Source organism: Nocardiopsis exhalans (genome assembly GCF_024134545.1).
GTDB lineage: Bacteria > Actinomycetota > Actinomycetes > Streptosporangiales > Streptosporangiaceae > Nocardiopsis > Nocardiopsis exhalans.
On the sequence record NZ_CP099837.1, the window covers coordinates 4,872,996 to 4,888,077 of the forward strand.

At 66.9% G+C, this 15,082-nt stretch carries 25 protein-coding genes; 4 read left to right on the forward strand and 21 right to left on the reverse strand.

The features are described from left to right. From NE857_RS21410 to NE857_RS21420, 3 genes are all read left to right on the forward strand, one after another. Positions 1 to 1,776 (forward strand): hypothetical protein, encoded by a 1,776-nt coding sequence (locus NE857_RS21410; RefSeq protein ID WP_254417365.1) that lies wholly within the window; start codon positions 1 to 3, stop codon positions 1,774 to 1,776. 39 nt (positions 1,777 to 1,815) lie between these two features. Continuing rightward, positions 1,816 to 2,166 (forward strand): hypothetical protein, encoded by a 351-nt coding sequence (locus NE857_RS21415; protein WP_254417366.1) that lies wholly within the window; start codon positions 1,816 to 1,818, stop codon positions 2,164 to 2,166. A 108-nt stretch (positions 2,167 to 2,274) separates the two neighbouring features. Next, positions 2,275 to 2,616: an HU family DNA-binding protein gene (locus NE857_RS21420; RefSeq protein WP_254417367.1), complete on the forward strand. Its 342-nt coding sequence runs from the start codon at positions 2,275 to 2,277 to the stop codon at positions 2,614 to 2,616. A gap of 87 nt (positions 2,617 to 2,703) precedes the next feature. Here NE857_RS21420 and NE857_RS21425 read toward each other — a convergent pair whose 3' ends face one another. The 5 genes from NE857_RS21425 to NE857_RS21445 all read right to left on the reverse strand — a co-directional run bounded on the left by NE857_RS21425 (position 2,704) and on the right by NE857_RS21445 (position 4,924). After that, a complete protein-coding gene (locus NE857_RS21425) occupies positions 2,704 to 2,937 on the reverse strand; it encodes a hypothetical protein (RefSeq protein WP_254417368.1) in 234 nt (77 codons plus the stop codon). 724 nt (positions 2,938 to 3,661) lie between these two features. Continuing rightward, positions 3,662 to 3,877 carry a hypothetical protein gene (locus NE857_RS21430; RefSeq protein ID WP_254417369.1) on the reverse strand — a complete coding sequence of 72 codons (216 nt, stop codon included), beginning with the start codon at positions 3,875 to 3,877 and terminating at the stop codon, positions 3,662 to 3,664. Then, positions 3,877 to 4,098: a hypothetical protein gene (locus NE857_RS21435; protein ID WP_254417370.1), complete on the reverse strand. Its 222-nt coding sequence runs from the start codon at positions 4,096 to 4,098 to the stop codon at positions 3,877 to 3,879. The genes NE857_RS21430 and NE857_RS21435 overlap by 1 nt, the downstream gene beginning before the upstream one ends. Before the next feature lie 208 nt (positions 4,099 to 4,306). Beyond that, a complete protein-coding gene (locus tag NE857_RS21440; RefSeq protein ID WP_254417371.1) occupies positions 4,307 to 4,567 on the reverse strand; it encodes a hypothetical protein in 261 nt (86 codons plus the stop codon). A gap of 30 nt (positions 4,568 to 4,597) precedes the next feature. Continuing rightward, on the reverse strand, positions 4,598 to 4,924 hold the full coding sequence (locus NE857_RS21445; RefSeq protein ID WP_254417372.1) for a hypothetical protein: 327 nt from the start codon (positions 4,922 to 4,924) through the stop codon (positions 4,598 to 4,600). 495 nt (positions 4,925 to 5,419) lie between these two features. Between NE857_RS21445 and NE857_RS21450 the strand changes: the two genes are divergently transcribed. Next, complete coding sequence (locus NE857_RS21450) at positions 5,420 to 6,289, forward strand: hypothetical protein (protein WP_254417373.1); 870 nt, start codon at positions 5,420 to 5,422, stop codon at positions 6,287 to 6,289. Between the two features lie 83 nt (positions 6,290 to 6,372). On the opposite strand, the gene NE857_RS21455 is transcribed toward NE857_RS21450, so the two are convergent. From NE857_RS21455 to NE857_RS21530, 16 genes are all read right to left on the reverse strand, one after another. Next, positions 6,373 to 6,873, reverse strand: coding sequence for a tyrosine-type recombinase/integrase (locus tag NE857_RS21455; protein ID WP_254417374.1), 501 nt, complete (start codon positions 6,871 to 6,873; stop codon positions 6,373 to 6,375). A gap of 130 nt (positions 6,874 to 7,003) precedes the next feature. After that, on the reverse strand, positions 7,004 to 7,411 hold the full coding sequence (locus NE857_RS21460; RefSeq protein ID WP_254417375.1) for a hypothetical protein: 408 nt from the start codon (positions 7,409 to 7,411) through the stop codon (positions 7,004 to 7,006). A 135-nt stretch (positions 7,412 to 7,546) separates the two neighbouring features. Beyond that, positions 7,547 to 7,855: a hypothetical protein gene (locus NE857_RS21465; protein WP_254417376.1), complete on the reverse strand. Its 309-nt coding sequence runs from the start codon at positions 7,853 to 7,855 to the stop codon at positions 7,547 to 7,549. Then, positions 7,852 to 8,280 (reverse strand): hypothetical protein, encoded by a 429-nt coding sequence (locus tag NE857_RS21470; RefSeq protein ID WP_254417377.1) that lies wholly within the window; start codon positions 8,278 to 8,280, stop codon positions 7,852 to 7,854. Before NE857_RS21470 ends, NE857_RS21465 begins: the two co-directional genes overlap by 4 nt. Continuing rightward, a complete protein-coding gene (locus NE857_RS21475; protein ID WP_254417378.1) occupies positions 8,273 to 8,764 on the reverse strand; it encodes a hypothetical protein in 492 nt (163 codons plus the stop codon). The genes NE857_RS21470 and NE857_RS21475 overlap by 8 nt, the downstream gene beginning before the upstream one ends. Further along, positions 8,757 to 9,695: a hypothetical protein gene (locus NE857_RS21480; RefSeq protein ID WP_254417379.1), complete on the reverse strand. Its 939-nt coding sequence runs from the start codon at positions 9,693 to 9,695 to the stop codon at positions 8,757 to 8,759. Before NE857_RS21480 ends, NE857_RS21475 begins: the two co-directional genes overlap by 8 nt. Beyond that, a complete protein-coding gene (locus NE857_RS21485) occupies positions 9,688 to 9,921 on the reverse strand; it encodes a hypothetical protein (RefSeq protein ID WP_254417380.1) in 234 nt (77 codons plus the stop codon). The genes NE857_RS21480 and NE857_RS21485 overlap by 8 nt, the downstream gene beginning before the upstream one ends. 319 nt (positions 9,922 to 10,240) lie before the next feature. Continuing rightward, positions 10,241 to 10,918 carry a hypothetical protein gene (locus NE857_RS21490; protein ID WP_254417381.1) on the reverse strand — a complete coding sequence of 226 codons (678 nt, stop codon included), beginning with the start codon at positions 10,916 to 10,918 and terminating at the stop codon, positions 10,241 to 10,243. An 81-nt stretch (positions 10,919 to 10,999) separates the two neighbouring features. Further along, positions 11,000 to 11,257, reverse strand: coding sequence for a hypothetical protein (locus NE857_RS21495; protein WP_254417382.1), 258 nt, complete (start codon positions 11,255 to 11,257; stop codon positions 11,000 to 11,002). A gap of 276 nt (positions 11,258 to 11,533) precedes the next feature. Further along, entirely contained in the window at positions 11,534 to 11,740 is a 207-nt protein-coding gene (locus NE857_RS21500; protein WP_254417383.1) for a hypothetical protein, read from the reverse strand. Between the two features lie 95 nt (positions 11,741 to 11,835). Then, positions 11,836 to 12,087 carry a hypothetical protein gene (locus tag NE857_RS21505; RefSeq protein ID WP_254417384.1) on the reverse strand — a complete coding sequence of 84 codons (252 nt, stop codon included), beginning with the start codon at positions 12,085 to 12,087 and terminating at the stop codon, positions 11,836 to 11,838. A gap of 503 nt (positions 12,088 to 12,590) precedes the next feature. Further along, the gene (locus NE857_RS21510) at positions 12,591 to 12,992 is read right to left on the reverse strand and encodes a hypothetical protein (protein WP_254417385.1); all 402 of its coding nucleotides are present in this window, start codon (positions 12,990 to 12,992) and stop codon (positions 12,591 to 12,593) included. 391 nt (positions 12,993 to 13,383) lie between these two features. Next, positions 13,384 to 13,620 (reverse strand): hypothetical protein, encoded by a 237-nt coding sequence (locus NE857_RS21515; RefSeq protein WP_254417386.1) that lies wholly within the window; start codon positions 13,618 to 13,620, stop codon positions 13,384 to 13,386. A gap of 1 nt (position 13,621) precedes the next feature. Further along, positions 13,622 to 14,119, reverse strand: coding sequence for a hypothetical protein (locus NE857_RS21520; protein ID WP_254417387.1), 498 nt, complete (start codon positions 14,117 to 14,119; stop codon positions 13,622 to 13,624). Beyond that, positions 14,116 to 14,490, reverse strand: a complete 375-nt coding sequence (locus NE857_RS21525; protein WP_254417388.1) for an HNH endonuclease — start codon at positions 14,488 to 14,490, stop codon at positions 14,116 to 14,118. The genes NE857_RS21520 and NE857_RS21525 overlap by 4 nt, the downstream gene beginning before the upstream one ends. A 276-nt stretch (positions 14,491 to 14,766) precedes the next feature. Continuing rightward, positions 14,767 to 15,030, reverse strand: a complete 264-nt coding sequence (locus tag NE857_RS21530; RefSeq protein WP_254417389.1) for a hypothetical protein — start codon at positions 15,028 to 15,030, stop codon at positions 14,767 to 14,769. Between the last annotated feature and the right edge of the window lie 52 nt (positions 15,031 to 15,082).

Sequence of the window (15,082 nt, forward strand, 5' to 3'; positions counted from 1 at the left end):
ATGAGCGAGCGCAAGCGCCTGGGCGACGTGGAAACGGTGCCGGTGGGCCGCACGCCTATGACCGTCGACGGGCAGGGGCGGATCGACGCCGACGAGTGGGCGGCCGAGAGGACCGAGGCGCAGCCGTCCCCGGGCCCCGGAACGGGCTACCCCCCAAGGCCGGGACTGGCCGACGAGGAGCCGATCGATGCCGAGTCCACCGAGGAGCGGCCGACGACCGGCCAGAGAGCCCGCCGCGCCTGGGAGGAGAGCAGGAGGAAGGCGCGAGAGTTCTTCAGCGAGGGCGTGCAGGCCGCGATCGTCGATCACGAGGAGCAGCGGGCCAGGGACGAGGAACGGGCGGCGACCGACGACCCGGAGGCGAGCGAGCGCGAACAGCTGCTCAAGCTGCGCAGCGAGGCGAGACTGGCCGGAGAGGAGTACCTCGACTCCCTTAGGCGCTCGCAGATCTTCGTGCCCGGCTTCACCGAGGAGAAGGCGACCAAGCAGCTCGACGCCATGCAGCAGGTCTACGTGCAGATGATGGTGCAGGGCTGTCTGCGCCCACTCTCGCGCGGGGTGAACACCAACTCGGTTATCCAGGCCGTGGGGATGATGACGTCAATGGCGCTGCTGTCTGAGGACTTCCGCGACCAGGTCCGCCCACACGTCGACCAGCTCAGGGAGAAGATCCAGGACCGCATCGACACCAAGACCCGCTCGAGGGTCGGCGCGGTCGAGAAGGGCATCGAGCGCCGCCGGGACTTCTTCAGCGGGGTCGTCGACGAGGAGAAGAGGGCACGGTTGGTCGGCTCGACCGACGCGCGCTCCCAGCTGTCGAGGAAGTGGCGCAAGCGCTACGACGACCTGCTCTATCGTGAGCGCGGTCAGCGGCAGCTCTACACCCCGGAGTCGGCGGCGCTGACGGAGCTGGGTCTGATGGAGAACGCCTTCGTCCAGATGCGGAACCCGGAGACGGAATCGCAGGAGATCTACGAGTCCTACAAGGAGCTGCGCTCGCACTTGTGGGCCCAGTTCGAGGACGACGGCCTCGAACGTCAGGACGTCGTCGACCGGGTCAAGAAGATGGTTGGGGCGCGGATGGAGCACGAGCCGGAGCTGTGGACGATGTTCAGGGGCACCGCCCATGGACGAATCAACAAGTACTACCGCATTGACGGGGCCACCGGGGCCCAGGATGAGCAGTGGCGCGGGGACTGGGTGAACCATATCGGGGCCAGGATGCCGCGCGAGGCGACCTTCTCCCTGCGCCCGCCGATGACGCGCGATGAGCACAGCTCGGCGATCGCCGAGACGATGCGGATCTCGTTCGCCGACGCGGTGAGCAAGGACATGAGGCACGGCAGGGCCGACGGCGAACACTTCCGTGAGATGACCATCGGGTACATGGCTGGCTTTGCCGGACGCAGGCAGGGCATGGACCTGCGCGGGGCCCCCGCCGGTGTGCGCATGGCCGTCGAGCAATCCGAGGTGATGATGGCGACGATGACCGTCGACGGCGTCGAGCCCGAGGCCCAGCGGGCGGCGTACTCGATGGCCTATGCCAACGCCATGGACGAGGTCGCCGAGCAGTGCACGGAGGTCAAGGACCTCATGCACGAGCAGTTCGGCCCCGACTGGAAGGCGGTGCTCAAGGACGCCGCGGACAATCCGCGGGACTTCATCATCGCGATGAAGGCGAAGCCGCGACCGTACTACGCCGGAGCCGACGGGGGCCCGGCGTATGAGTCGGCCCGGGACTACGACGCCGCCCGTGAGGATCGCCAGCCGGTCTGAGGGGTCGGGGGATGAAGCACGAGAGGAGAGGCAGGAGAGATGTCGGAAGACGCGATGCAGCAGCGCAACGAGTCGCGGGGCTCGAAGTTCGCCGAGATGTTCGGCTACGTCAAGCCCGACGACCGGGCGCGGTGGTCACAGCAGCGCCAGGCGATGCGGCGGCGGCAGGGGGTGATGAAGACGGGGGTGAAGCAGTCGCTGAGCTCGATGATGGAGTTCGGGCAGATGAACGTGCAGGCCCGGCTCCAGGCCGCTCATCGAATCAAGGAGCAGGAGGCCTTCGACAACAGGAAGGACCGCGTGATCACGGGAGATGACGGCGAGGTGCGGGTCGAGTCGGTGTCGTACCGTGACAAGCAGTACAGCGATTTGGGGCCGGAGATGGAATGACTATTCATCGACGATGAACAGGACGTTGTGGGTCCTGCGCATCGTCATTCGGGTCGGACAGACTGGCTTTCAGGGAAGGGTGCGATGTCGAGGAGCAGTGGGCAGACCATGGAAACAGGGACGGGCCGGCGCATCAACAAGCGCGAATTCATCTCACGCGCGGCGAGGAGGTCGGGGCTGTCGATCAAGACGATGAGCCAGGCCCACCAGGCGCTCATGGGTGAGCTCATCGACTCCGTGGCCGGAGGCGACGTGGTCGTGCTCAATGGCTTCGGGCGGTTCTACAGGCAGGACCACAAGGGGCACAAGGTCCGCTTCGGCAAGGAGAGCGTCGGCGACTACTCGGTGCTGAAGTTCTCCGCCTCGCGCAGCGTCAACCGCAGCCTCGACGCCTGCCACGGCGTGCTCGACGGAATCACGGAGACCCGGCGCGAGTTCGCCGTGGTGTGAGGGCCACGGAGGGCCGCTCACTCGGCAGAGAGAAAAACGGAGCCCCGAGGGACGGTCCCTCGGGGCTCCTGCCTGTTCTGAGCGGGTTCAGTGGTCCGTGATGGCGATGATGGCGATGAGGACGATGACCAGCATCGCGGCGCCGGCTCCGAAAGCGGCCAGGAGGCCGCTGGCGCTCAAGCCGTCGATGGCGTCCAGGAGTCGGCTCCAGAGGCCGGAGGCGAGGCGGGAGAAGAAGCCGGTGACCCAGGCGATCACACCTGCGATGGAGACGCCAGCCAGTACACAGAGGCCGACGATGAAGCGGGAATTGCGGAGCATCAGAACCTCACCCCCAGGTCCTCTTCGAGGATCGCGAGAATGCCGAGATTGGACAGGAAAAAGACGATGGCGGCCCTCCAAGCGCACCGGGGATCCTCGATGCACCAGGCCACGAAGGCCTTGAACGAGGGGACCTAGGCCAGGAGTGGGGCGAGCAGGTCGATGCGCACCACCAGGTAGCAGACGCCACGCGAACGCGAGGACGATCACGGCGGCCAGCGGCCAGCGGCCAGCGCAACCGCTGCTTCGGGCTCCTCTGCCCGACGGCCCGCTCGGGTGCCCCTCCCCCGTCGGCATCGATTTCATTCTCGTTCAACCCCCTCCTTCTATCTATTCAATGATCCACTAGATGGACATTATATAGAAGAGGAATCAACCATGGACTCAACGAGGTGCGAATGGGACCGGGGCTTCAGGGCAGTGCAACTAGGGCACGGGTGACCACTGGGCAATACCCATCGCTGATCGCCGGGGGCAGTGAGCTGTGACCGGACGGAGTGATGTAGATGGGCATCAGATGGCCTCAATCTCGTCCGCGGAGAAGTTTAGGCCCTCGGTGTAGACGTGGTCATCGATCACGACGATGTACTCGCCGCAGTCGCTGACGCTGGTGATGGTTCCGAGGGAGCCCGCAGGGATGGCGTGCCCGGGTGGGAAGCCCGAGGCGAAGGTGAGGGTGGTGGTGCGGACACGATCGCCGGGGCGGCCTTCGTCGTGGTCAGGGTCAAGCGTGCTCGGGGCAGTAGTCGTGTTTCGGGCTGGTCGACCATCCGGCGGCGCGGGCGGCCGCGAACGCTTCGGTGTTCTGCGCGAGGAGCATCCACCGGTTTTCGCGTTCGGAGGGGCGGACGGTCAAGCGCTGTATGGGCGGGGCGACCAGCCGCGGGTAGCCGGGGTGGTCGCAGGTGAGGATGCGTACGCTTGCGGTTCGGGCGCTCATCAGGTGCCCTCCTCGGGGGCGAGTTCGCTCGCGTCGTAGTGGGCGGACAGGCCGGTGGGGTCGTCGTCGAGGCGGACGCCGTACCCGTGGCTCATGCCGTGCTTGGGCGGGAAGTGGTTGGTGATGGTTCCGAGGGTTCCAGCAGGGGCGCTGTAGGCGTCTTCCCATGCGGCGGGGGCGTCGACGGTGGTGCGGACTCGGTCGCCGGGCTTGTAGGCCACGGGTTCTCCTTCGTGAGTCAGATGTGGTGGTCAGTGTGGACGACGTCGGTGTGGCCAGTGCCGCTCTCTGTGCGGACGGGGATGCGGAGCACGTCCTCCCCGAACATCCCGGGCGCGGTGTACGGCCGGTCGGTGACGGTCTAGGTGTCGCCGCCTTGGGTGTAGGGGACGTCACGGGCCAACATCAGGTCGCCCTGGTTCGGGCGGGTCAGGTGGTGATGCTGGCGAGCGCGCCGTGCGACAGCACGATCACGGCTCCGGATGGAAGCGCGACCAGGTTGTGACCGTCGGGCAGGTTGACCATGGATCGCTGTTCTGCGAGCCATACCTGGGCGGGGTTCCCGAAGACCGGGGGGAGGTAGGCGGGGCGTCGGGGGGTGCTGGCCTCTGCGAGGTTGCGGAGTTCGGTCTGGTTGTCGGGGGTGTTCTCGATGGCGACGATGTCGGTTCCGGCGAGCTTGAGGTGCACGGGGTCCCCTTGGGTTCGTTACCGGGCGGGCTAGCGGGTGCAGATGTTGACGCGGTCGGTGTCGGCGTGGTCGTACAGCTCGTCCCACCAGCCGTCGAATTCCTCGGGGTCTTCGGCGTGGGCGAGTTCGTGGATGGTGTCGTAGACGCCGTCGAACTCGGCGACGTCGGCCTGCTGGTACCAGGGGCTGACCTTGAGGCGCTTCACGATGGCGTCGCGGCGCTCCTCGAAGGTGAGGCTGTCGTTGTGGAACACGCCGCGTAGGTCGATGTGGCGCTCCCAGACGGGGAGGCCGGCGGCGGCGCGGGCGCGGGCGATCTGGTGGGTGTGAACGATGTGGTCGGCGGTGCGCGGCATCGGGGTCTCCTTGGGGTTAGTAGTGCTCACTTGCCAGCGACTACAGAACCAAGTCTTACCGACCCGGCCTATCTCCCATTAGGGGTTGAGGTAGTCGTTGCCGATCCACTGCTGGTAGGCACCGGTGAGGACGGCGCGGATGCTGACGACGCCGTCCTCCCATTCGCTGATCGCCTCGTTGATCCAGCTTCGGCCGGGCGGGCGGGCCAGGGGGTGGGGTTAGGTGTCCCAGCACTCCCCTTCGTCTTCACCCTCCTCAATCGCGTCTGCCAGGGCGTTCTCCTCGGTATGACCCATCCGGCCCGGCCCCGTTTCGTGTGCCGTCCGGCTACGCCAAGGAGGTGAGGTGGCCTCAGGGTAGCCATAGGGCACCGTGTTCACAGTTGTCATGCCCTGGGGTGCATGGGATGCGCAGTATGTGTAGGGGTGTCACCGTGGCGTTCTAGCCTGATGCTCGGCCTGCTGGAGTGCGGGCATGTGACACGTGGAGGTGCTGTGGGCGCGGATGTGCTCGCCTGGCTGGGCGACGTTGCGGTGACGGTGTGGGGGTGGGCGAGGTCGACGTTCACGTGGACCGACCTGATGCCCCTCGCTGCGATATTGGTGTCGCTGTGGGTGCTCAAGCAGAACAAGGCGTCCCGGGAAGTCGCTGAGGACGCGAAGGGGGCGGCCGAGGAAGCGAACCGGATCGCTCGTGGCTCGAACACGCTCGCGGAGAAGGCGAACGGGATCGCTGAACGGATGGAGACCTTGGCACAGGAAGCAAACGACTTCGCTCGGCGAGCGCTCACCGCAGGCGAGGGTGCGAACGAGATCGCGGTGGAAGCGAACCAGATTGCTCGGGGAGCGAATGATCTCGCGAAGGAAGCCAACGACCTGTTCAAGAAGCAGGACGAGCGAGCGATCGAGCGACACGACGTGCGCTGGGAAGGCGAGTTCGTGCGACCGGGTGTGTACCGGTTGATGAACAAGGGTGAGCACACCGCTTACGACGTGAAGGCGACAGTGTCGTTTGAGGGCGAAGAAGTGCGCCGCGAAGTGGCGCAGGTACCTGGCGGGGAGTCCGTGGAATTCGCTGTGCCTTCGGCTGAGGAGGCCTACACAAAGGCGCGGAAAGCTATCGACAAGCTGAGGGCGGAGCGCAAGGAGATGGAAGAGGCAGCTCGAGAGCGCGGTGGGATTGGTTATGCGGGTCCGGCGACGTTCGATCGGTATCAAACGAGGCAGACTCGGATTGAGTCGATCCAGATGTCAGCTTCGACGCATACGGTCTCTGAAGTTGTGCACTGGGAGACGGAGCGGCACAGTCCTCGCGAGTATGAGAGCTCAGGCACTTTCGTTGGCAGCTTGGGTGGTGAGCTGTAGACGCAGAGGTGCCGCTCAGCGGGACGGTCGCTGAGCGGCACCGGTTCGGGTCAGACTTTGGCCATGTGCCTTCCGTAGGGTTGTCAGGTGAGAGCCGGGGCGTGCCCCATGCGCTCGGCCACCACGTCCGGCGAGGTTTCCCCGCGGACCAGGGTTTCCCTGTAGGTGTGACGCAGCGTGGTCGGGCCTACTTTGATGCCTGCGTGCTGGGCAGTGCGCCGAATGAGGCCCACCACCATGGGTGCGGACATCCGCTCTCCGGCGTGGGTGACGAACAGGGGACGGACGATCCGGGAGCCGGGTTCACGTTCGTCCAGGACGGCGGAGAGGTCGGTAAGGGCCGCCTCGTTGGTGATCGTCACGACCCGGACGGGGGTCTTAACCGCGGGGACATGGACGACCTTCTGATGGACGCGGTGGGTGTTCAGGGCGATGATTTCGCTCGTGCGCAGCCCGGTGTGGAGGAGCAGACGGCAGATAGCGCGGTCTCGAGCCTGGGGCAGGTGTGACACGGCCTTCAGGAAGCGGCCGGTCTCATCGGGTGTCAGGGCCAGGGCTCGGGAGGTGGGCTGGTTCGTGTCCACGAGGGTTATCCATCCTGGTTGGGGTTGCGTAGGGTCTGGGCCTCGGTCTTATCGACGCTCGCTTCCACCATGCGCACGAGCATGACGCGGCGCTCTTCGGCGGGCAGTCCGACGAGTTCAGCGATGTTGTCTAGGGGCGCGTTCTCGGCGGTTCGTAGGGCCCGTCGAGGGTGTCGAAAGCGTACTCGATGCGCAGGCTTCTGCCCCGGTCGAGGATCTTAGTGATGCGTGGGTCTTCGGAGTGCAGCTCCTCGCCTTCGGACATGCCGTAGGGGTTGGCGAGCTTGGCGAACCCTTCTTGGACGAGGTCGAACTGTTCTTGGGTGCGCAGGAGCCAGGTGTTCATACGGTCGATGGTCTCGGGGCAGACTGGTTCGGAGCCGTGGCGTTCGGCGGCGTCGGTCACGGTGATCTCGATGGAGCAGGCGATGGTCTTGCGCTGGAGCATGAAGAACAGCGAGAGCTTGTCCGTGTCGCTGGTGTGCGGGTCGAGGTCACGACTCCAGGAGTTCCAGTCCCACCGGTAGAGCAGGTTCAAGTCTCGGTCGTCGCCGTAGAACGTGGTCTCGGTGAACTCCTCCCAGGACTCGAAAGTGGTGTGGCACTCGCCCCGGGGGCCGTAGTAGTTGCCCTCGGCGGCGTAGCAGGGGTGGCCTTTCCCAAAGGTGGGCGCTCATCGGCTGCTCCCATCGGTGGTGGGGTGGGTGCCGTCGCCCTGGGCGCCACCGGGGACAGCCGGGTCGAGGTGGTCAGCGGTCCGGCGCAGGAGTGCGGCCACCTCGGCGTGCGCGGTGCCGGGGTCGGTGAGGTGGGTGACGGCGACCTCGGCACGGCGGTCTCCGAGGGTGAGGGTGACTCCGAAGGGCACCGAGCGCCCCCTGGCGCGGGTGGTGGTGCGGAGGATCTCGGCGGTGAACAGGTTACGTCGGATCTGGGTGTTCCAAGCGCGAACCCAGCGGGAGAAGGTCGGGGCGATGCTCATGTGGTGGTGCTCCTGTTGGTTTCGGGGTGGGTGTCGGAGGCCCGCTCGTCCTCCACCGCGTGGGTTAGGTTCCGGTCGGCGCGCTGCTGGCGGGCCCGGCGGCGGGCGGACTGCCAGGCGATCCACCGGCGGTCAGCGAGCGCCTGGACGCGGGCACGATCCAGGAGGACGTAAGCGGAGGTGGCGATCAGGAGTTCCAGATCTCGGGCGGTTCGGCGCCGTTCTATATCCCGGTCGGCGAGCTGGTCCTCCAGGGCGTCGGCCCGGCGGCGGAGGCGGACGATCTCGTCGTGCAGCTCCACGATTTGCTCGCACGCGTCGTCGTAGCGGGCGCCCATGATCTTTGCGTCGGCGCGCTCGGCGTGGACCCGGGCCACGATGGCGTCGATCCGGGCGACCTGGTCGGGGGTGAGGTGGTCAGCCATCGGTGAGGACCTGCTTGAGCTTCTTCGTGAGCACGCACCCGTCACACGAGAACCCAGCGCCGAGGGTGTCGTGGCCGCCCCCGGCGGCGGGGTGGGCGTGGGTGAGACGGAGGTAGTCCTCGGCGTCGCGCAGGAGCACCTGGAGGCGGGCGAGGTCGGCCTCCAGCTCGCGGATCCGTTTGCCCCGGGCCCGGAGGTCGGCGGCCCGGAGGTCGGCCCGGTCGATCTCGGCCTCCACTTCGGTGATACGGGTGTCCCGGTCGCGGAGCTGATCCTCCAGGGCCTCGGCCCGGCGGCGGAGGAATACGGCCTCGTAGTGCAGACCTGCGAAGCGCTCGCACAGGGCGTCGTACTTCGCGGACATGATCCCGGCGTCTGCGCGTTCGGCGCGGACCCGGGCGAGGGTGGGGCCGATGGCGGCGATCTGGTCGGGGGTGGCGCCGAGGGCTGAGATCTGGGCGGGGGTAAGGGTGTGGTCAGCCACGGTCGGTCTCCAACAGGCTCAGGGCGTGAGCAACCCACGCGGTACCCATGTGACCCAGGGTCGGGCCGGGGAGCGGGTGCCCGCAGGTGCACGCACAGGTGCGGGTGGTGTGGTCCAGGCGGGGGGTGTGCGGGGTGTTGCCCTCCCACAGGGGCGAGTGGTCGGGGCACAGCAGGATCGGCGGGGAGGGCTTGCGGAGCCAGTGGCGGGCGGCGGTGGTTTCCTCCGGCGGGGGCCCAGTTTCGGCGTTGTGGGAGGCGGCACAGCCGGGGATGTCGCACCGGCGGTCGAGGGTGCCGTGGAGCAGCTGCTCCAGTTCGGCGATTCGGGTGTCGCGGAGCGCGATCTCCTCGGCCTGTTCGGCATCGTGGGCTTCGAGTTCCTCGCGTAGACGGCGCTTCCACGTGTTGGCTTCGGCCTCACGCGCCAGCTCGACACGGCGTTCGGTGTACGCGAGGCGACGCACCCGGTTGGCTTCCCACACGGCGATGAGCTGTTCCGGTTCACCACCCCAGTGCGCTTCGACCTCGGTCCGCGGGTCATGCCCCTCCCCCGGTGTGTCGTCCCTGTTTGCGAGGACGTCCATCACCACCTGGGCGACATGGTCGGCCTCGCTGCCGGACAGGCGGGTGACGTTCTGCCCGGCCTGGGCGTTGCGGATGGTGACCGGGCCGAGCCGGATGGGCACGGTGAGTGCGGCTGCGGCGATCCGCTCGTAGAGGGGAGACTGCTCGTCGTGGTCCCATGGGGTATGGGCTTCCCCGTCCGCCAGGTCTTCCAGGTGGTCGGTGGCGTCCTTCCACCCCGCCCCGTACCAGACCGGGCCGGTCAGGGCGGTGCACTCGATGGGGACTTGGCGGAGTTGGTGGGCGGCCCATCGGAGGATGTCGGCGCGGGTGCCTTCGTCGCTGGGAGCGGTGGGGTCAGCCATCGGTTCGTGTCTCCTTCGCAGGCAGGTGGTGGGCGAGGATCTGAAAGCCGACCCGCACCCCGGGTTTGGCCCTGCCCAGGGGCCACTGCTGGTTCAGGCGGGGTTCTTGGTCAGCGCGGGCGAGTGCCCCGTCGGGCAGGGGCGCCGCGACCGCGGCCGCGGTCACCCAGGCGTGCAGGATGCCGAAGACCAGGTCGGGGCTCTTGGCATCGAGCTGTTCGAGCATGTGGCCGATGTCGACGGCGGCGGCCTAGCTAGGCGGGCCTGGTCGACGGGGGTGTTGTTGACCTTCGCGATGGCTTCGAGCATCGACAGTCGAAGCTTGAACTGGTCGCCGATCTGCCACTCCACGTCGGCGTAGGTCTGGGCCCGGTCGGTCAGAGAGTGCGGGCGTATTGGACGGCCTCGATCCGTTCCGAATCGGTGATACGACCGCTGACCTCGTCGGTCTCATCGAGGACTTCGCCAAATTGGTACCGCCCTGGCAGATGGTCGGGCACAGGCGTGAAATCGTTGGCGGGCTTCAGGACCTCTTTGTCGATGGATCAGTCGTCGGCGACGGCGTTGACCGGTGAATGCACCCACTGGACTCGTTTGAGACCGTGGGGATCCGGCCCGGCCGGCACGTCGTCCGGGCTTTGGCCGGGCTCCAGGACAGGGGCCCAGTCAGCACCGGTCTTCTGCCAGGTGTGCTCGCCGGAGGCGTAGAGGCCGTCGGGCAGATCAGACAGGGCCGTGCGCCGACCGGGCGCCTCGGTGAGGGCGACGCGCGAGGCGATGTCCATCAGGCGCTCGTACTCGTCGGTGATGTTCTCGGCGAGCTTGAGAGCAGCGGGCAGGCCGGTCAGCTCGTAGCGATCGGCGAAGAAGTACTTGCTGTCCTCGCTGATAGCCAACCAGGTGCCGCAGATGCCCAACGCGGTCATGATGTTGACACCATCGATGCTTCCTTCGCCGTCGCAGACGAACTCGAACTCGAGGGCACCTGTCCGGCCCTGAGCGCGGTCGTGGTGGGTACGCAGGCGCTCGGCGACAGCGCGCACCTCCGAAAGATCGTCGCCGGTGAAGGTCTCGAACTCGTTGAGCATGTCTTGGGCGTTTGTCGCCGACTCATACGGGTCGTTGGCGGGGTCGAGCAGGATTGTGAGCAGGGTCAGCTGATCGGCCCCGAGCCCGAGCTCGGAGCTGATGCGGTGGACGAGTTCGGAATCGGCATCAGCCATGTCGTGTCTCCTGTTCGGTCCTGGTGGGGTGGTGGAGGTGGTTCCTGGTCACCGTCCCCCGGGCGCGACGGTGGCCGGGAGTCATCGGTCTTGCGTGGGCTGGGTGTAAGGCGGGGTGTTGGCACCCTTCGCCTGGCTGGGCCAGTGGGTGAGAGGTGCGTTGGTGGTGTTGTCCCAGCACTCGCACTGGCTGGTGATGGGGTCGATGTCGATGTGACAGCGGCCGCACCAGGGCAGGTCCTGAATCGGGGTGTCCATCCACCGGTTTTCGAGGCTGGCCCTCATCCGGTGCGCGATCAGGGAAAACATCAGGTCACGGGGGGTGGTGAACGTGCTCACATCGACTCTTTCTTTTGCAGATTGCGCATTTATTTACGGCGCAGGTCCGCCCCGGGGATCCTGGGCTACTCCGCGCCGGGCTCGGCCAGTTCTTGCAGGTGACCCGTAGCGGCGCTGCTCAGACAGCGCGCGGGCAGCGGAGAACTTGCCCCAGTAGCGCTAACGGTCCTGGCGGGCGCGCTCGTACTTCGCCTCCAACTCCACGTTCTTGACCGTGGCGCGTGTTGGTTTGGGATGGGGGCGAGCCCCTCGGGGGTCGGGAATTCGCCTGAGGGGTCAGTGGGCACGCCGGGCGGCGGCGAAGTCGGTGTACACCGAGGAAGCGCTCACTTCCCGCATGGCACCGGTGGAGGGGTAGGAGATCAAGCAGATCAGCGTGCGGTCTCCCCGCTCTTCAATGACGTGGGCCTTGCGGGGGGTTGCGCCGGGGAAGTCACCCGGCAGGTAGCGAACGTCGGGGGTGTCGACGTACTTCGAGCACATGGATCGGCCTTTCGTCAGGGAGCGAACCGGCATCAGACAAAACTCCGCAACCAATGTCGGGGCGCGACGGTGGATGCGCCCCGACACTGTGGGGGTTAGTGGCGGCCGTGGGTGCGGTCGTAGAGGTCGGCCAGACGTCCGATGTCGCGGGCGTCGCCGGCGCCGATGGCGGCGCAGGCCTCGGTGAGGGTTTGGGCTCGGTCCATCGCCCTGGTCAACCCCGGCCCCCACCGGGTGGGGTCGGTGTTTGGCCAAACCTCGCCTCGTTCAGCGAGGATCTCCACGACGACCCCCCACTCCTTGAGGGCCATCTCGATCAGGGCGGCGCGCTCGGCCTTGGTGCTCACAGGGATCTCCGTTCGAATAGCGGGGTCTTGGGACTGGATGGGTCGTGACGAAGTCGGCGTTGTACTCGCTGAGGGTGAACCCGTCGCAGCTGTGCGCGGGGCGGGGTCGAAGAGCGCACTGGATTGCTGGAAGGGCTCTGTTCGGGGACCAGCACGACGCGGATGCCGTGTCTGCTGCCGATGGCGAGGATCGCGCTGACCCGGCCTGCGATGGGCCTGTGGGAATCAACACGGGCGATGGATCACCGCTGACCGTGACGTTGGCCTTCTCTGCGGCTTAACGTGCCTGTGCGGTGGTGAGCATCGCTCGCACCCCCGTGCCGGAGATCGCCAGATCGTGGGGACGCGTGGGCCGGTCCTGGTCGCCGCACACTTGGGTGGCCAGCCCGGCGCTTCGCAGACTGCGCAGGGTGTTGGGGCGACCTACTTCTAGGCGTGCGGTGGCATCGGCACCGGCCAGCGCGGCGAGCTGGGGGCGCTGAGAGGAGGCGTAGATCTTGGTTCTATTCAGGCGAGGAGTGCGCGTGCCCAAGGCCCTCGGTAGCCAGTGAATCGCCCAGGGCGTGGATGTTGTAGTGGCCGGTGAGTTTCGGGCTCAGCGTGCGGATCGGTCGGTCGTCGCGGCGAAACCGGTGGACGTGGTTGTCGCTGAGGTCCGCCTGCGAATTGACCTCGCTGTGCTCGTAGTAGGCGTAGTCGGGGGTGATATGGACGATCTCCCATTCTTCGTGGCCGCTGTCGCCCCAGGGGTCGCCAAGGATGAGCACGTCGCCCACGCCCACCAGCCGCCGAGGGAGGTCGAGGGGGCGCTGCTTTGGTACGAGGGGCTCGGGCATCTGCGGACCGAATCCGGCCCCGATGAACTCGTAGACGCAGCTGCACACCACGGCTTCGGTGTCGCACATGGGATCTTCCTTCGCTCGGTTTCGCGGGCGGTATTTCTGCTTCGCCTGCTTCCTTCTGATGTCGTCACGGCCCATGCCATTGGCCCACCGAAACGATCCCCTGGGGCCGATTCCGGCTGCCTAGGACCCTAATTTCCTGGGGCGGTGTCGGCGCGACCACCCTGGGCGCCCGCTATTCCAGAACCGGGCGAACCGTCGGGGGGCGTACTCAGCGGCGTAGTCGTGATCGCCGCTGACCAGGGCGGGAACTTCGTCGGACCCTGCCGTGCCTGCGACCATGCGCCCCAGGCTGGCCCGACGAGCGTCGATCTTGCTCCTGGGAGTCGGTGATCCCTTCGGCCCAGCAGCGGCCGTCTCCCCGATCGAGTTGCGGGGGGGCCGACTGAGTCGATCAGGACGAGATCCAGCCGAGGACCTTGTCGAGAGTGGTGGCGTCGTAGTCCGCTTCGACCACCTCGGCGAGCCCGTCGCCGGGATGCTCGAGGTAGTGAATCGCGGCGTTGACCAGGAGGTTGAGCGCGTCGATCGTGCCTTCGTCGGGCAGGCTCGCGGCCTCGGAGATGTCCGCGGAGGCTCGGTTGAGAGCCACAGCGATCTGATCGTGGGTGTACGCAGTGGGCTCGGGCATGTCAGTTCTCCTTGTCGGCGGGAGGTGAGCTCGGGGAGGCGTCGAAGCAGTCCTGCAACTCGTGGGTCTGGCCATCGACGACGGCGACGCCGGCGGTGATCCTCACTAGGGTGTCGGGGTCACGGATGTGCTCAAGGGTGTGCCTCAGCGCTTCGGGGTCCTCGAACTCGAGGCGGAGAGTGTTGGTCCCCGAGTCGTCGTCCTGCGGGTCGAGCTCTTCGCGCAGCGCGTCGACGAGATCGGGGTTGACGGTCGGACGCAGGACGACGACTCGTGTGTCCTCGATGGGTAGCGGCAGGACGGCGACGAGGTCGTGGGGACGCTCGTCGTCGTTGATCATGGTCGTCGAGGAGATGACGTACGTTCCGCCATCGGTGACGTAGGTCTTGGTGGCGTAGTCGAGCTCGCCGGTGATTCGCTCCCTTGCAGAGTGGACGATGTGGTCGAAGCTGTGAGCGCCGCTCGTCCTGATGAACTGCGAATTGTCTCCGTCGGTCATGAGTACTTCCTTCTTCGCTGGCGCAGGCGCCACCGATAGAGAGGTGACGGCATGCGGTTCGACTTGCGGGCGTTGTGCCGCTGGCAGAGAGCGGCTCCGTTGGCGAGCGCGGTCGCCCCTCCCCTGCTCCACGGGACGATGTGGTCGGCTTGGAGCCCGGTCGTCGCCCGGCAGCGCAGCCACAGCGGGTGTTTGTGCTCGCAGCGCCAGCGGGCTCGGGTGAGGAGGATCTTTTTCTGTTCCCAGGTGAACAGGCGCTGGGGGTCGCGCCACCTGCGGCGCCGACCGATCGCGCGGGCGATGAGGGCGAGCGGGACGAAGGCGAGGATGATCGCCGCGATGACGATGAGCGAGTCGGGGCTTGATGCCACGGGCGGCTCCTGGGGTCGAGGTGGGTGGTCGGGGAGGGCGCCCGTCAAGTCGCGATCTGCTCGGCGCGCGCTCGGTGACGTGGTCGATGGCTCTCTGTGGCAAGGTCGGACCTGCGGTGATCCCCAGGCGCTGCTTCGACTTGACCTCCAGCAGGCCCCGAACGGACCGCGCGGGAGCAGCTGGGGCGGTGATGGGCAAAGGTCTGTCAGAGGGGTCAGGTCTGAGATGCCCCGCCCAACGAGAAGGTCTCTTCGCGGACGGGGCCAAAGGGTCCATCAGGACCAGTAGTCGTTCACGTCGCGCTCCATCTGGTAGCGAACGGAGCGCCCATTCAACTCAGCTGTTCGCACGACTTCGGGCATCGAGCCGCCGAGCGAGTGCCAGCAGATCTTCGCCCCGGGCACTTCTTCGGGCACGGCCTCGGAGATGGCTACCGCGATCAGCGTCTTCAGCTCCTCGGTGTGCCAGCGGTCAGCGGGAGCCTCTACGGTGAACACCACCCGGATGCGCTTGGGCTTCACGTGTTCCCCCTTTGCCATGTTGTGGTTCTCCTCAGAAGGCCCCGGCCACGCTCTGTGTGACCGGGGCCGG

What these genes read in the sequence shown, in the direction of transcription:
- NE857_RS21410 (WP_254417365.1), top strand. Translation starts at nt 1, where the DNA reads ATGAGCGAGCGCAAGCGCCTGGGCGACGTGGAAACGGTGCCGGTGGGC.
- NE857_RS21415 (WP_254417366.1), top strand. Translation starts at nt 1,816, where the DNA reads ATGTCGGAAGACGCGATGCAGCAGCGCAACGAGTCGCGGGGCTCGAAG.
- NE857_RS21420 (WP_254417367.1), top strand. Translation starts at nt 2,275, where the DNA reads ATGGAAACAGGGACGGGCCGGCGCATCAACAAGCGCGAATTCATCTCA.
- NE857_RS21425 (WP_254417368.1), bottom strand. Translation starts at nt 2,937, where the DNA reads ATGCTCCGCAATTCCCGCTTCATCGTCGGCCTCTGTGTACTGGCTGGC.
- NE857_RS21430 (WP_254417369.1), bottom strand. Translation starts at nt 3,877, where the DNA reads ATGAGCGCCCGAACCGCAAGCGTACGCATCCTCACCTGCGACCACCCC.
- NE857_RS21445 (WP_254417372.1), bottom strand. Translation starts at nt 4,924, where the DNA reads ATGCCGCGCACCGCCGACCACATCGTTCACACCCACCAGATCGCCCGC.
- NE857_RS21465 (WP_254417376.1), bottom strand. Translation starts at nt 7,855, where the DNA reads ATGAGCATCGCCCCGACCTTCTCCCGCTGGGTTCGCGCTTGGAACACC.
- NE857_RS21470 (WP_254417377.1), bottom strand. Translation starts at nt 8,280, where the DNA reads ATGGCTGACCACCTCACCCCCGACCAGGTCGCCCGGATCGACGCCATC.
- NE857_RS21480 (WP_254417379.1), bottom strand. Translation starts at nt 9,695, where the DNA reads ATGGCTGACCCCACCGCTCCCAGCGACGAAGGCACCCGCGCCGACATC.
- NE857_RS21485 (WP_254417380.1), bottom strand. Translation starts at nt 9,921, where the DNA reads ATGCTCGAACAGCTCGATGCCAAGAGCCCCGACCTGGTCTTCGGCATC.
- NE857_RS21490 (WP_254417381.1), bottom strand. Translation starts at nt 10,918, where the DNA reads ATGGCTGATGCCGATTCCGAACTCGTCCACCGCATCAGCTCCGAGCTC.
- NE857_RS21500 (WP_254417383.1), bottom strand. Translation starts at nt 11,740, where the DNA reads ATGTGCTCGAAGTACGTCGACACCCCCGACGTTCGCTACCTGCCGGGT.
- NE857_RS21510 (WP_254417385.1), bottom strand. Translation starts at nt 12,992, where the DNA reads ATGTGCGACACCGAAGCCGTGGTGTGCAGCTGCGTCTACGAGTTCATC.
- NE857_RS21515 (WP_254417386.1), bottom strand. Translation starts at nt 13,620, where the DNA reads ATGCCCGAGCCCACTGCGTACACCCACGATCAGATCGCTGTGGCTCTC.
- NE857_RS21520 (WP_254417387.1), bottom strand. Translation starts at nt 14,119, where the DNA reads ATGACCGACGGAGACAATTCGCAGTTCATCAGGACGAGCGGCGCTCAC.
- NE857_RS21530 (WP_254417389.1), bottom strand. Translation starts at nt 15,030, where the DNA reads ATGGCAAAGGGGGAACACGTGAAGCCCAAGCGCATCCGGGTGGTGTTC.